General features: G+C 70.6%; 12 protein-coding genes. 8 read left to right on the forward strand and 4 right to left on the reverse strand.

What is annotated here, in order from left to right:
- The first annotated feature begins 11 nt into the window (after nucleotides 1-11).
- Nucleotides 12-563 (forward strand): outer membrane beta-barrel protein, encoded by a 552-nt coding sequence (locus AC1D15_RS02700; protein WP_477824821.1) that lies wholly within the window; start codon nucleotides 12-14, stop codon nucleotides 561-563.
- Nucleotides 564-612: 49 nt separating this feature from the next.
- Here AC1D15_RS02700 and AC1D15_RS02705 read toward each other — a convergent pair whose 3' ends face one another.
- A complete protein-coding gene (locus AC1D15_RS02705) occupies nucleotides 613-1917 on the reverse strand; it encodes a hypothetical protein (RefSeq protein WP_477824822.1) in 1305 nt (434 codons plus the stop codon).
- 202 nt (nucleotides 1918-2119) lie between these two features.
- Here AC1D15_RS02705 and AC1D15_RS02710 point away from each other — a divergent pair, with 202 nt between their 5' ends.
- The 7 genes from AC1D15_RS02710 to AC1D15_RS02740 all read left to right on the forward strand — a co-directional run bounded on the left by AC1D15_RS02710 (nucleotide 2120) and on the right by AC1D15_RS02740 (nucleotide 13105).
- The gene (locus AC1D15_RS02710; protein WP_477824823.1) at nucleotides 2120-3646 is read left to right on the forward strand and encodes a DUF4331 domain-containing protein; all 1527 of its coding nucleotides are present in this window, start codon (nucleotides 2120-2122) and stop codon (nucleotides 3644-3646) included.
- Nucleotides 3647-3656: 10 nt separating this feature from the next.
- Nucleotides 3657-3920, forward strand: a complete 264-nt coding sequence (locus AC1D15_RS02715) for a hypothetical protein (RefSeq protein WP_477824824.1) — start codon at nucleotides 3657-3659, stop codon at nucleotides 3918-3920.
- Nucleotides 3921-3980: 60 nt separating this feature from the next.
- On the forward strand, nucleotides 3981-5180 hold the full coding sequence (locus tag AC1D15_RS02720) for a hypothetical protein (protein WP_477824825.1): 1200 nt from the start codon (nucleotides 3981-3983) through the stop codon (nucleotides 5178-5180).
- Nucleotides 5177-8269, forward strand: coding sequence for a TonB-dependent receptor domain-containing protein (locus tag AC1D15_RS02725; RefSeq protein ID WP_477824826.1), 3093 nt, complete (start codon nucleotides 5177-5179; stop codon nucleotides 8267-8269). The genes AC1D15_RS02720 and AC1D15_RS02725 overlap by 4 nt, the downstream gene beginning before the upstream one ends.
- An 87-nt stretch (nucleotides 8270-8356) precedes the next feature.
- Nucleotides 8357-9148 carry a transporter gene (locus AC1D15_RS02730; protein WP_477824827.1) on the forward strand — a complete coding sequence of 264 codons (792 nt, stop codon included), beginning with the start codon at nucleotides 8357-8359 and terminating at the stop codon, nucleotides 9146-9148.
- 220 nt (nucleotides 9149-9368) lie between these two features.
- Nucleotides 9369-10562, forward strand: coding sequence for a hypothetical protein (locus tag AC1D15_RS02735; protein ID WP_477824828.1), 1194 nt, complete (start codon nucleotides 9369-9371; stop codon nucleotides 10560-10562).
- Nucleotides 10563-10657: 95 nt separating this feature from the next.
- A complete protein-coding gene (locus AC1D15_RS02740; RefSeq protein WP_477824829.1) occupies nucleotides 10658-13105 on the forward strand; it encodes a DUF3772 domain-containing protein in 2448 nt (815 codons plus the stop codon).
- A gap of 12 nt (nucleotides 13106-13117) precedes the next feature.
- Here the strand turns inward: AC1D15_RS02740 and AC1D15_RS02745 are convergent, their stop codons facing one another.
- From AC1D15_RS02745 to AC1D15_RS02755, 3 genes are all read right to left on the reverse strand, one after another.
- On the reverse strand, nucleotides 13118-14005 hold the full coding sequence (locus AC1D15_RS02745; protein WP_477824830.1) for a LysR family transcriptional regulator: 888 nt from the start codon (nucleotides 14003-14005) through the stop codon (nucleotides 13118-13120).
- Nucleotides 14006-14035: 30 nt separating this feature from the next.
- Nucleotides 14036-14722: an SDR family oxidoreductase gene (locus tag AC1D15_RS02750; protein WP_477824831.1), complete on the reverse strand. Its 687-nt coding sequence runs from the start codon at nucleotides 14720-14722 to the stop codon at nucleotides 14036-14038.
- A gap of 16 nt (nucleotides 14723-14738) precedes the next feature.
- A partial coding sequence (locus tag AC1D15_RS02755) for an ester cyclase (RefSeq protein ID WP_477824832.1) occupies nucleotides 14739-14954 on the reverse strand: 216 nt, incomplete at its 5' end.

Genomic DNA, 14954 nt, shown 5'->3' on the forward strand with positions numbered 1-14954 from the left:
CAGGATTCACCGTGAAGAAATTTCTCCTCAGCGCACTCATCGCGGCCGGCAGCGTCGGCGCACACGCCGAAGGCCTCTACGTCGGCGCGGCCGCGGGCGGCACCAGGCTCGACGTCGATTGCACCAGTTGCGACAAGAGCGGCACCGGCTTCAAGCTGTTCGGCGGCTACAAGCTGACTGACAACGTCGCCGTCGAGGCGCACTACGCCGACTACGGCAAGGTCGACTTCTTCGACATCGTGCAGGGCAGCATCGTCAACGGCGACATCAGGATGTCGGGCTTCGGCGTCGGTGCCGCGTTCCTGGGCGATTTCGCGACCAACTGGAACGGCGTGCTTCGGGCCGGCGTTGCACGTAACAGGATGAAGGCATCGGCTTCGACCCAAGCAGCGACGCTATCCGCCTCCGAGAGCAAGTTCAAAGGGTATCTCGGTGCCGGCATTGGCTACAAGCTGACGAAGGACGTCTCACTGAACGCCGCCATCGACTTCACCCAAGGCGAGTTCATCGGCGAGAAAATTCAGACCATGCTGTACACGGTCGGCGCGATCTACAACTTCTGATCCGGCCGACCTGACGGCATCGAGCCGGCCTCGCGCGATGCGGGGTCGGTTATTTTTTTGTGCGCTGGTACCGCAGCACCGTCATCGAGCGCGCGGGCAGCGTCGCCGCCGCGGCCGGCTTGATGCGTGTGAACGCCGCCTCCTTGTCGACCACGCGCGCATCGAAGGACTGCCCGCCGGCAAGCTTCCACGACGCCAGGGTCGTCCTCAACGGTTTCGCCTTGGTGTCGCTGTTGATCAGCACGACCGACAGCGTGTCGCCATCGACCAGCGCATGGCTCCACACGCCCGCATCGCTCGCGGACACCGGCACGAACTTCCCCTGCAGCGGCGCGAGCAGCCGGAACGCGTAGTACGTCGCCCGCGGCGCCCCACCGCTGTCGAGCAGGCCGTGGAAGCCGGTCCCCTGGTACGCGAAGTAGTGCGCGAAACGCAGCCCGGCCTCGGCGCTGCGCAGCGCGAACTCGGCGGCCCACAGCGCGCCGACCTGCTCGCCGATGAAGCGCTGGCCGTCGGAGCGGGACGACAGGCCGTATTCGGTGATGCCGAGCTCGATGGCGCGCGCATGGCCGAGCGGGTTGCTCGCCGGGTCGGCCAGCAGACGCCGGTACTCGGCCGGCCAGCGCGTCGCGTCGTCGATGCTCGCGAGCGCGGCCGCCTCGGAGCCGGTGCCTTCGGTCGGGTAGATGTGCCAGGTCAGCACGTCCACCACGTCGCCGCACAGTGCGATGAAGCGGCGCGCAAATGCCGGTGCGATCGGCATCGCGCCCGACACCGCCGGGCCGGCGATGCGCGCCTGCGGGTCCTCGCGCTTGATCGCCGCGGCCTGCGCGCGGAAGACCTCGCAGTAGCGCTCCGGCGTCCAGCTCGCGTCGCCGCGCGTGACGGCGAACAGGTCGGGCTCGTTGCCGATCTCCCACACCGGCACCGCCAGCCCGCGTTCGCGCGCCAGGCGCACCGCCGACGCGGCGTCTTCGGGCGTGTTCGCCGCCGCCACGCCGAGGCGGCCACCCTGGAACACACGCGTCTGGATCAGCAACTCGGGCGCCGGGCCGCCCAGCAGTTCAAGGTTGGTCTTGAACAGGTCGAGCCGCGCACCGGTGAGGTCTTCGTCGTCACCGGCGTTGCCGCCCGGGAAGCGCAAGGCCGCCGCCGGCGCCTGCCGCATCTCGCGGGCGAACTCGCCGATCTGCATCCAGTTGCCGATGTTGTAGCCGCGCAGGATCGCCGGCGCGGCCGCGATGCTGCTCGGCGACGGGAGATCCGATGGGATGCTCAGCGTGACGGGTGCGGCCATCGTGAGCAGCGGCAGGGCCAGCAGCGATGTGCAGGTGACAAGCGATGTGATCGACATGGCCGGGGATGCTAGTGGCGCTGAAATCGATTTCACATCGGTACTTTCCAGGCGCGCCCGTACGCCGCTTCCTTCCCCTTGGATGCAAGCCCCCACCGGCAGAGCGTCGAGACAGCGCACTGCGTCCACCAGCTCCCTCGCGGCGTAAACGCAGGTCAGCCGGCATCCCGCCGGCTGCCATGCCACCACACCAGGAGAAGCCATGACACCCACCCGTTTGCGCAGCGCACCGCTCGCGCTGGCCGCGACCCTCGCGCTGTGCGCCGCCGCCCATGCCTCCAGCCACCGCGAGGCGCCGTTCATCACCACGCAACCCAAGGTCGACGCCACCGATTTCTACATGTTCCGCAGCTACGAGGCCGACCGCACCGACTACGTCACGTTGATCGCGAACTACCTGCCGCTGCAGGACGCCTACGGCGGACCGAACTACTTCTCGATGGATCCGAACGCGCTGTACGAGATCCACATCGACAACAACGGCGACGCGAAGGAAGACCTGAGCTTCCAGTTCCGTTTCAAGAACACGCTGAACAACGTCAGGCTGCCGATCGGCGACAAGAACGTCGCGATCCCGCTGATCCAGGCCGGCCAGGTGACCGATGTGCGCTCGGCCGCGCTGAACCTCACCGAGACCTTCACCGTCGACGTGGTGCGCGGCGACCGCCGCAGCGGCCGGCGCAGCGCGATCACGAACGCGGCCGGCGGCAGTGCCACCTTCGACAAGCCGGTCGACAACATCGGCGTGAAGACCCTGCCCGACTACGCTGCCTATGCGGCCAAGCACATCTACACCGTCAACATCCCGGGCTGCGCGATGCCGGGCAAGGTGTTCGCCGGCCAGCGCAAGGACCCGTTCGCGGTCAACCTCGGCACCATCTTCGACCTGGTCAACGCGCCGGTGGCCGTGATCACCGACCCGGCCCTGATCAATGCGGCACCGAACACCATCGACGACAAGAACGTCACGACGCTCGCGCTCGAGGTGCACAAGAGCTGCCTGACCGCCGGCACCGACCCGGTGATCGGCGGCTGGACCAGCGCCAGCCTGCGCCAGGTGCGCCTGCTCGACCCGACGCCGAAGGCCGGCCACCAGACCACCGAGAAGGCCGGCGGCGCCTGGACCCAGGTCTCGCGCCTGGGCATGCCGCTGGTCAACGAGGTGGTGATCGGCCTGCCCGACAAGGACCGCTTCAACGGCTCGAAGCCGAAGGACGACGCGCAGTTCGCCGCCTACGTCACCAACCCGACGCTGCCCGCGCTGCTGGAGATCGCGCTGAAGCTGCCCGGCACCGCGCCGAAGAACCTGCCGCGCACCGACCTCGTGACGGCCTTCCTGACCGGCATCAAGGGCGTGAACCAGCCGGCGAGCGTGACGCCCTCCGAAATGCTGCGGCTGAACACCGCGATCGCGCCGGTGGCCTTCGCCGACCAGAACCGGCTCGGCATCGTCGGCAACATCCTTGCGGGCGGCACCGACAACGCCGGCTTCCCGAACGGCCGCCGGCCGAAGGACGACGTGGTCGACGTCTCGCTGGTCGCGGTGATGGGCGGGCTGTGCATCGCCAACGGCGACACCGACAAGTTCGGTTTCGGCGCGGCCTGCAAGCCGGCCAACGTGCCGCTGGGGGCCACCTCGCTGAAGCTGCACGACGCGGTCGACCAGGCCGTGCTGCCGCTGCTGCCGGGCTTCCCGTACCTGTTCACGCCCATCGGCGGAACGCATTGAGGAGCGCAGCATGAACAAGCTTCTTCAAGCGTTCGGCATGAGCCTGGTGGGTGCCGCTTTGCTGACGGCGTGCGGTGGCGGCGGAGGGTCCGGCGGCGACGCGCCGGCCCCGGAGGAAACCGCGGTGCCCGTCACTGCGGCAGCCACGCCGGCGGCGTACACCGAGTACGCCGCGGCACGGGTGAACGTGGCGTCCGACAGCGGCGAGCCGCTGAGCCTGGACGCCATCGCGAACGTGCCGACCAGCGAGACCGACGAACCGGCCACGCTCTGACCGGAACCCGTCGTCCGGATGCCGATCCGGGCGACGGACCCTTTTCCAGCCGAGGTGATGATGATTCGCTCGATCTTCCGGTGGTGGCCGGTGGCGCTGCTGCATGCCGCGCTGTGCCACGCCGCCCCCTTCGTTCCAGCCGGCGACGACACCATCGTCGAGCGCCTGCCGGCCCGCATCGGCAGCAGCGCCGAGCGCCAGCAGCAACGCGCGCTGCGCGAGCAACTGCGCCAGCACCCGGCCGAACTGCAGCTCGCGACGCGGCTGGCACACGACGCCATCGAACGCGCGCGCCGCGACGGCGACCCACGCGAACTCGGCCAGGCCCAGGCCGCCCTGGCGCCGTGGTGGACCCAGCCCCATCCCCCGGCGCCGGTGCGCCTGCTGCGCGCGATCGTGCGGCAGAGCCAGCACGATTTCGGGCCGGCCCTGCAGGATCTCGATGCGCTGTTGCAGCCCGGCCCGCAACCGGTACCGCTGGCCATCCAGGCCCAGGCCGAGCTGACGCGTGCCTCGGTGCTGCAGGTGCAAGGCCGCTGGCGCGAGGCCGATGCCGGCTGCGAACGCCTGCTGGGAGCGCACTACGCGGCCCTCGGCAGCGCGGTGCAATTGCCGGCGCAGGTCTGCCGTGCCGAATTGATGAGCCTGCAAGGCCGGGCCGAACCCGCCGCGGCGGCGCTGGCCGCACTGGCCCGGCAGCCGGACGCCGACACCGGTTGGCTGGCGCTCGTGCAGGCCGAACTGGCCGAGCGCCGCGGCGATGCATCGGCCGATGCGCTGTACCGGCGCGCGATCGCAGCGTCATCGCCACCCGACGTCTACACGCTGGCCGCCTGCGCCGACTGGCTGCTGGCGCAACACCGCGAGCGCGATGCCGCAGCGCTGCTGGCCGGCCGCGAGGATGCGGACGCCTTGCTGCTGCGCCTGGCGATCGCCTGGAAGCGCAGCGCCGATCCCCGCGCGCCACAGGCCATCGCCACGCTGAGCGCTCGCTTCGACGCGGCCCGCCTGCGCGGCGACCGCAGCCACGCGCGCGAGCAAGCGCGCTACGAACTCGACCTGCTGGGCGACGCGCCCGCCGCGCTGTCGAGCGCGCAGGCGAACTGGGCCGTCCAGAAGGAACCGGCCGACGCGCTGCTGCTGGTACGCGCCGCGCTGGCGGCGAAGCAACCGCAGGCGGCACAGCCGGTGTGGCAACGGGTCCGCGACACCGGCTGGCAGGATGCGCGCCTGCAGGCGCTCGCCGGGAGCGGCTCATGAATGCGCGCCACTTGCTGATCGCCTGCCTCGGCCTGCTGCCGCTCCTCGCGCAGGCCCACAAGCCGAGTGACGCCTACGTCCACCTGAAGGTCGATGGCGCCATCGTGGAACAGCGCTTCGACATCGCGCTGCGCGACCTGGAACGCGAACTCGCACTCGATGCCGACGACGACGGGCAGCTCGCCTGGGGCGAGGTGCGCACGCGCTGGGCCGACATCGACCGGCTGTCTCTGCAAGGCCTGTCGGTGCAGGCCGACGGCGCGCCGTGCGCGCCCGGCGCCAGCGGCGCGCAGCAGCTCGACGAGCACAGCGACGGCCACTATGCGGTGTTGACGCGACGCTGGACCTGCCCCGCACCGGTCCAGTCGTTGACGCCCGTCTACCAGCTGTTCGCGCAAAGCGACCCGACGCACCGCGGCATCGTCCGCGTGCAACAGCAGGGCCGCGATGAGACCGCCGTGCTGGTGCCCGGCGATGCGCCGCGCAGCTTCGGCACGGCTGCCGGGCCCGTCTTCGCYGGCTTCGTCGCCGAGGGCGTGCACCACATCCTGATCGGCAGCGACCACATCCTGTTCCTGCTCGCGCTGCTGCTGCCGGCCGTGCTGGCATCGCCGCGCCTGCGGCCGGTGCTGGCCGAGGTGCTGCGCGTCGTCACCGCCTTCACCGTGGCGCACTCGATCACGCTGGCGCTGGCCGCCTTCGATCTCGTGAACCCGCCGTCGCGCTGGGTCGAATCGATCATCGCCGCCAGCGTCGTGTTCGCGGCGCTGAACAACCTGGTGCCGATGGTGCGCGAGGGCCGCTGGAAACTGACCTTCGCGTTCGGGCTGGTGCATGGCTTCGGGTTCGCCGGCGCGCTGAAGGACGCCGGGCTCGCGCAGGGCGCACTCGCGCTGCCGCTTCTCGGCTTCAACCTCGGTGTTGAACTGGGGCAGCTCGCGATCGTCGCCGCCTTCGTGGCGAGCGTCTGGGTGCTGCGAACGACACGCTTCTACCGGCATGTGCTGCTGCGCGGCGGCTCGGCGCTGATCGTGCTGGTCGCGGTGGTGTGGCTGACCGAACGCGCCTTCGACATCAGGCTCGGAACAGCGAGTGCCCAGGTGGCGAGCGAAGCGGCCCTGCCCCCCGTCGAGGTCATCGGCCACTACCTGAACGGCGTCGGCACGTCGAGCGCCGCCAGCGAAGGCAGCGTCACCGCCCGGCTGATCGCCAACCGCCCGGCACTGCGGCCGGCCGAGGTGCTGGAGTTCGTGCCCGGCCTGATCGTCACGCAGCACAGCGGCGACGGCAAGGCCAACCAGTACTTCCTGCGCGGCTTCAACCTCGACCACGGCACCGACTTCGCGAGCTTCGTCGACGGCATGCCGGTCAACATGGTGAGCCACGCACACGGCCAGGGCTACAGCGACCTGAACTTCCTGATCCCGGAGCTGGTGCAGCGCATCGACTACCACAAGGGACCGTACTTCGCGGCCGATGGCGACTTCGCATCGGCCGGCACGGCGCGCATCGCGCTGGTCGACGAGATGCCGCGCGGCACCGCCAAGCTGACGCTGGGCGAGCACGGCTACCGGCGTGCGCTGCTGGCCGACAGCACGGCCTTCGGCGAGGGCCACCTGCTGGGCGCGCTGGAACTGCACGGCAACGACGGCCCGTGGGAGCAGCCCGAGCGCCTGCGCAAGGTCAACGGCTGGCTGCGCTATGGCGAACGGAACGCGGCCGGCTCGCGCAGCCTGAGCTTCATGGCCTACGACTCGCGCTGGTCGGCGACCGACCAGATCCCGCAGCGCGCGGTGGACGACGGCACGGTGGGCCGCTTCGGCACGCTGGACCCGAGCGACGGCGGCAGCACGCAGCGCATCAGCCTGTCGGCGCAGCAGACGCGGCTGCTGGACGACGGCGACTGGCGCGTGAGCGCGTACGCGATCCGCTCGCGGCTGAACCTGTTCTCCGACTTCACCTACCTCATGGACGATCCGGTCAACGGCGACCAGTTCGAGCAGGCCGAGCGGCGCCAGGTGCTGGGCGGCGAGGCGAGCCGGCACTGGAACGTGAAGCTGGGCGGGCGCGAGCAGCAGTTCAGCCTCGGGCTGCAGTTGCGGCATGACCAGTTGAGCCCCGTCGGGCTGTATGCGGCGGCGCACGGGCAGCGGTTGGCGGTGAAACAGGAGAGCCAGGTGCGGCAGGCATCGGCCGGCGTCTACGGCGAATGGGCGACGAACTGGACGCCGTGGCTGAGGAGCGTGGCCGGGCTGCGCGCCGATCGGGCGCACTTCTCCGTCGACAGCTCGGTGGCCGGCAACAGCGGCCGCGTGGGCGACGGCATCGCGTCGCCGAAGCTGTCGCTGATCTTCGGGCCATGGGCGCAGACCGAGTTCTTCGCCAACTACGGCAGCGGCTTCCACAGCAACGACGCGCGTGGCACGACGGCGGCCGCCGATCCGGTGCCCGGGCTGGTGCGCAGCCGCGGCGGCGAACTGGGGCTGCGCAGCGAAATCGTGCCGGGCCTGCAGAGCTCGCTTGCGCTGTGGCGGCTGGACCTGGATTCGGAGCTGGTCTTCGTCGGCGATGCAGGCACCACCGAGCCGAACCGCGCGAGCCGGCGCAGCGGCGTCGAGTGGAACAACCACTGGCAGCTGGAGGCGCTGGGGGGGCGGGCGTGGAAGGGCTGGTTGCTGGACGTGGACTTGGCGGCCTCTCGCGCGCGCTTCACCGACAGCGCGCCGGAGGGCGATCACGTACCCGGGGCGGTCAACCGCGTGCTGTCGGCCGGCCTCACCTGGGCCGATGCGGCGTCGCCCTGGTTCGGGCAGTTCCAGCTGCGGCACTTCGGGTCGCGCGACCTGATCGAGGACGGCTCGCAGCGGTCGAGCGCGACGACGCTGGCCTACCTGCGCGGCGGCTGGCGTGCAACGCGCAGCCTGACGTTCAACGTCGACGTGTTCAACCTGTTCAACCGCGCGGCGAGCGACATCGACTACTGGTACGAGTCGCAGCGGGCGGGCGAGACGGCGCCGGTGGCGGACCAGCATGTCCATCCGGTCGAGCCGCGCAGCGTGCGGGTGACGATGGCGTGGCAGTTCCGCTGAGCGGAGTTGCCTGAAAGCCAGCTTCAGTTCGGTGCCGGCACCGCCGATAGCATGGGGGGTGCGGGACCCTCTCGCCGGGGAGACGAGATGAAGACAGCCCTCCTTTCGCCAACGCGGGCGGCGACCATCGCCACCGCCGTGCTGGTCGGTGCCCTGGCCGCACACCATGCGCGCGCCGCCGACAGCATCACCACCGACCGCCCCGACTTCGTCGAATCCAGCGAGGTCGTCGGCCGCGGCCGTGTGCAGATCGAGACCGGCCTCGGCTTCGAGCGCAACGAGGCCGACGGCCTGAAGACCCGCACGCGCAGCACGCCGACGCTGCTGCGGCTGGGCTTTCGCGACGACATGGAGTTCCGCGTCGAGACCGACGGCTTCCTGCGCACGGACACCGAGCGCGGCATGGCCGACACCTCGATCGGCATCAAGTGGCGCATGCAGGAGGGCGACGAGGCCCGCGGCACGCCCGGCATGGCCTGGCTGGCGAACGTCGACCTCGACACCGGCTCCACCGCGTTCCGCGGCCAGGGCCTGCGCCTGTCGCTGCGCTTCGTCGCCGAATGGGACCTGCCGGATGACATGTCGATCGGCGTGATGCCCGGCCTCGTCGCCGACAAGACCGAAGACGGCTCGCGCTTCACCGCCGGCATCCTCGCGGTGACGCTCAGCAAGGGCTGGTCGCCGGCCTGGCACACCTTCGTCGAGATCGCCGGCCAGCAACTGGCAAGCCGGGCGCATGGCGGCAACGTCGTCAGCTTCGACCTCGGGGCCAGCTGGCTGGTGAACGATTCGCTGCAGCTCGACATCGCCGCGTCGCGCGGGCTGACCCGCGACACGCCCGACCTGCAGTGGGGCRTCGGCGTCTCGTTCCGTTTCTGAGAAGCACGCCATCAATCAATGCGGTGCCGGGAACGAATGCCCGAAACCGGCCACTCAGGGCGGAAGCACCACTCTCGCCTTCAGCATGAACAGTGCGGCCCTGAACCGGCAAGGTCCTCTGCCCGTCATCCCATCCGGTTCCACCGCCTCGGAACCGAGGCCTCCCGGGATTCTTCGAACCAGGAACGCAGCTGGACGGACGGTCGACGCGCGACTCCTGATGCCGACGCTGAAGGCTCTCCAGGCCGGGTTCCCGCGCGCGGTCGAGGCCTGTCCACCCGGGCTCCGGTCGGATCTCCGTGCGTTGTGGCGCGCGACCCTTCCCCAGCTGCAGTCGGCACAGCAGCACGAGTTCGGTGAGCTGTTGCTGAACCTGGCCACCGACACGCGCGCACTGCTGCAAGACGCGCCGTGCGTGGACGGTGTTCTTGCGCTGTGGCTCGGCGAGCCACCACACCACGGAACCGTCGAGCCGATCGATACAGTGGCCGCGAAGCTGAAGAAGGACCAGATCGATGCATCTCTGAAGAAGGCTCGGGTCGATCTGGACATCGCGCTGAATGAGACAGTGACGATGCTCTTCGCCGACTACCGCCATCGCAGCAGATCGCTGCCCGCGGCATTCGATGCCCTCTGCGATGACGCCGATCCCCACGTCACGCGTTGCGTGCTGGAGCATTTCAGCGCAGAACTCCGGTCCGACCTCGAAGAGGCCACCTCACGGAACGACCTCGGAAGCTTCGAAGCCGCGCTGATGTTCGCGTCACTCCAGTTGAAGGCGCAGGCATGGGAAAGCCAATCCGGTCCGCTCCAGGCCTTGTCATGCCTTGTGACTGAGTCGATCCTGGCGCTGAACACGAGCGTGGCGAACACGATGACCGCGCACCTGGAAAAGCTCCGCAGCCACCTGGCGACCTTGCGGGAAGGTGTCCCGGCATCCACCAGCGTCTCGACCGGCCTGTCGGGTCGGGCGGCGTCAACGTGCCTGGCCGCACTGCAGCGTGCCATCGACGAGCACGACATCGACGCGTATCGGTCCGCTCTGAAGAAGCTGCGCCGCCATCCGCGCCGGGTCGTGGCGTTTTCCCGCGATGTCCGCTTCAGGGTGGTGGAGAAATACCTGAAGCCACGTCTGCGCCCGCAGGCATTGCGTGACGCAATGGCGCTCGCGGATCGCGCCAGCACCTGTGACCGTGCCGACGTCGCCAGGGTGTTGCGGCAGTCCTTGGACAAGACCTGCGCCGGCGTGCAGAGCGTTCGCGATCAAGAGGACACAGCGCAACGCCATGCGCTGCGGTCGCTGTGGAGCGAGATCTGGCCCGAGTTGCTCGACACGGTCCATCGCGAGGACGCGCGCGGCTACGCCCGCCTGCTCGACCGCTTGATCACCGGCATGGCTGCCACGATGCGGTGATGTCCGCAGGCCCCCTTGGCACCTCGTTTGCCAAGCCCTGCACCACGGTGGCAGGATGCGCGATTCCCGCTGCCCTCTCGAATGGAGCCGATCGCATGCCAGGCCGACCACAGGCTGTTTCCTTTCTGACACGGATCACGCGCTCGTTGCTGCTCACGCTGCTGTTCGCGTTGGGCGCCCTCACCGCCACCGTCACCGCGAGCGCCCAGCCCGCCGACGACCCCGACGCCACCCTCGAAGCGGCCCGCCTGCGCGTCGACTCGATCGAGAAGCGCCTGCAGGCCGACAGCCCCGATGCCGAGCTGGTCGCGATGCGCGACGCGCTGCTCGAGATCCAGCACAACGCCGAGCAGATCGCGCAAGCCCAGGCCCCCGAACTCGCGCGCGCCCAGGCGCGGCTGACCGAACTCGGCGCCGCCCCCGACGGCACCCGCGAAGACAGCGATGTCGCCACCCAGCGTGGCAGCCTGCAGAAGACCACCGAGGCCCTGACCGCGCGCATCAAGCTCGCGCGGCTGCTGTCGGTCGAGAGCCTGCAGCTCGCCGACCAGGCCGCGCGGCAGCGCCGCTCGCGCTTCCAGGCGCACCTGTTCGAGCGTACCGATGCGCTGCTCAGCACCTCGTTCTGGCACGACCTGCGCGACCTGCTCTCGCCCGGCGAAGCGACGCCTTCGCCGTGGCAGGACCAGCTCGCCGCGGCCTTCGCCCGCATGTCGGCCGCGGCGTGGCTGGCCTGGCTCGGCGTCGCGCTGATCGGCATCGCGCTGCGCATCGCGCTCGGCCGCGTCGTCGCGCGGCTGGTCGCCACCCACTCGCCGGCCGCGCGGGTGCGCCGCACGCTGTACGCCCTCGCGCAGACGCTGCTGTGGATGCTCGCTCCCGGGGCCGTCGCGTGGGGCCTGGTGCTGGGCCTGAACTGGCAGCGCCCGGTGCCCGAGCCGCTGCACGGCATGCTCGCGAGCTTCCTCGGCGCGGTGCTGTTCTCGGCCTACCTCGCCGGCCTCGGGCGCGCGCTGCTGTCGGCCGACCGGCCGGCGTGGCGGCTGCTGCCGATGCCCGATGCGCTGGCGACGGCCCTGCGCCGGCAGCCGGTGGTGATCGGCGCCGTCACGCTGGCCGGCTGGYTGATGCAGCGGCTTGCGGTGCTGGCGCAGGCCGATCTCGCGGCCGAGGTCGCGATCAACTGCGTTTATGCGCTGGTGCTGGCGCTGGTCGTCGGCCGCAGCCTGCGCACGGGCGAGCGGCTGCGGCGCGCAGCACTCGCCGCTGCGGCCATCGAGCCCCCGCCGGAACCCACATCGCCGCTCGACACCCTGCCCCGCCCGCTGTGGGTCTCGCTGATGCTGGGCGGCGTGTGGCTCGCGCTGGTGGCGAGCGTCGTCTGCATCGTGGTCGGCTACGTGGCGCTCGGCGGCTTCGTCGCGCGCCAGGTGGTCTGGGTGTTCGCGGTCTCGCTGACCGCCTACCTGCTGAACCTGCTGGTCGGCGATGTCTTCGACACCTGGGTGCGCTCGCCGCCGCTCACCGATCCGGACGCGGAGGAGCCCGATGGCGCGATCGAGGCGCACTCGGATGCCGCGGTATCACCCTCGCACCTGCGCAACCAGGTGGCCGTCATCGGCGCGGGCAGCCTGCAGCTCGCGGTGCTGCTGGTGGCGCTGGTGCTGATCCTTGCGCCGTTCGGCGAGGGGCCGGGCGACCTGTGGCAGCGCCTCGGCCAGCTCGACGTCGGCGTGGCCGTCGGCGAGCTGCAGGTGCGGCCGGTGGCGGTGCTGCGCGCGCTGCTGGTGTTCGGCCTCAGCCTGCTGGCGGTGCGCGCGCTCAAGCGCTGGCTGACACGCAGCTTCCTGCCGACCACGCGGCTCGACGCCGGCATGCGCAGCTCGACCACCACGCTGTTCGGCTTCGTCGGCACGGTGCTCGCGATCGCGTTCGGGCTGTCGGCCGTCGGGCTGGCGCTCGACAAGATCGCGTGGATCGCGAGCGCGCTGTCGGTGGGCATCGGCTTCGGCTTGCAGGCGGTGGTGTCGAACTTCGTCTCGGGGCTGATCCTGCTGGCCGAGCGGCCGGTGAAGGTGGGCGACTGGGTGACGCTCGGCGGCATCGAGGGCGACATCCGCCGCATCAACGTGCGCGCCACCGAGATCCAGATGGGCGACCGCTCGACGGTGATCGTGCCGAACTCGGAGTTCATCACGAAGACGGTGCGCAACGTCACGCTCGCGAGCCCGCTGGGGCTGGTGCAGATCAAGCTGCCGATGCCGCTGGACACCGACACCGAACGCGTGCGCGACCTGCTGCTGCAGGCTTTCGAGCAACACGACGACGTGCTGGAGACACCGGTGCCGAAGGTCTACCTCGACGGTTTCGACAACGGCAACCTGGTGTTCAACGCGACCGGCTACGTGGTGTCGCCGCGGCAGTCGTATGCGGTGAAGAGCGCGCTGCTGTTCACGGTGCTGGGCGGGCTGCGCGAGGCGGGGCTGCCGATGTCGAAACCGGCGGCGATGGTGCTGCGGGAGGCGCCGCAGGACCCGGCCTGACGACGATGCGGGTCAGCCGGCGAAGGCCTGCTGCAGGTGCGCCAGCAGCGCCTTCAAGCGCGGCGGCTGGAAACCGTGCGGGTGGTACAGCGCGTTCAGCGGTGCCGGCTCGCTGAACTGCGCATCGAGCACGGTCAGCAGGCGCCCGGCCTGCAGGTCGGCCGCCACGTCCAGCAGCGACTTGTACGCGAAGCCCCGCCCCTGGATCGCCCAGCGGCGGATCACATCGCCGTCGTTGCTCTCGTGCGTGCGGGCCACGCGCACCGTGCGCGCGGCATCGCCCTGCCGCCAGCGCCAGTCCTGCATCGGCCCGGCATCGGTCACGAGCACCAGCGTCGGCAACGCGGCCAGTGCCTCCGGTGACGCCGGCAGGCCCACGCGCGCGACCAGCGCCGGCGCCGCGCACACCACGCGCCGGCTCGGTGCCAGCAGGCGCGCCACCATGCGGCTGTCACGCGGCTGGCCGTAGCGGATCGCGAGGTCGATGTCGTCGGCCAGCAGGTCGGCTGGCGTGTCGCCGAGGTTCAGCACCAGCTTCACCTGCGGGTGCTGCTGCTGGAACGTGTCGAGGTGCGCGAGCAGCGCATTGCGGCCGAGGTCCGACGGCGCCGACAGGCGCAGCGTGCCGCGCACCTCGCGGTGGCCGGCCTGCAGCACCTGCGCGGCCTCGGCCAGCGCGTCGAGCGCCTGCTGCCCGTAGTGGCGGTAGGCCTCGCCCTCTTCCGTCAGCCGCAGCCGGCGCGTCGTGCGCTCGAACAGCTTGACGCCGAGCGCGGCCTCGATGCGCTGGATGGTCGCGCTCGACGCTGCCGCCGACAGGCCGTGCTTGCGCCCGGCGGCAGAGAAGCTGCCGAGCGCAGCGGCATCGACGAACAGTCGCAGGTCGTTCAGGCGGTCCATGCCCGCCAGTGTCTCAGCGTCGACACGACGTCACAGCAGGCCGCCGCCATCGACGTCGATCACCGAGCCGGTCATGAAACCGGTCGCCATCGCGAGCAGGTAGGCCTGCGCCAGTTCATCGGGCCGGCCGACGCGGCCGACCGGCAGCGTGCCGCCGACGCGTGCGAGCGTGGCCGCACGGGCCGCGTCGCCGTCGGCGCCCCACAGCGGCGTGTCGATCGCGCCGGGGCTGACGATGTTGACGCGCCGCGGCGCCAGTTCCTTCGCGAGCTGCCTGCCGGCGGCGTCGACCGCGGCATTCAGGCTGCCCTTCAGCAGCCCGCCGGGGCTCGGCTTGCGCGCCAGCTGGCCCGAGGTCAGCGTGATCGAGGCCGTCGGCGCGAGCACCGGCAGCGCCGCCCGGATGGCACGCAGGCTGCCGAACAGCTTGACCTGGTAGGCGGTCAGCAGCTCGGCGTCGGTGAGCTGCTCGAGCCGCGGCGAGCCGACGCGTGCGCCGGGCGTCAACACCAGGTGGTCGATCGCGCCGGTGCGCTGGAAGGCCTGCACGACGCTCGCGTCGTCGGTGAGGTCGCAGGCGATCGGCGTGTGGCGGCCGAGCGCGGTGACGCGGGCGCCGGCCGCCTCGGCCGCCACGGCGACCGCCCGGCCGATGCCGGAGCTGCCGCCGACCACGACGACGTGCTGGCCGTCGAAGCGAAGGGAAGTGATGTTCATCGGGCGTCCTGCGGGTTCAGTTGGCGATCACGCCGAGCTGCTGCATCAGCGTCAGGTTGTCTTCGAGATGCCAGTTCTCGGCAATCCGGCCCGCCTCGACGCGGTAGAGATCGAAGGCCTGGAAATCGACCACCTGGCCGCTGCCCGGCCGGCCGGCGAAGCTGCCGGTGAAATGGCCGCGGAAGTGCAGGTGCACGCCGACGCGGTCGCCGCTGGCCACCAGGTCGTCGAT

This window comes from Rhizobacter sp. P2_H2 (genome assembly GCF_056403375.1).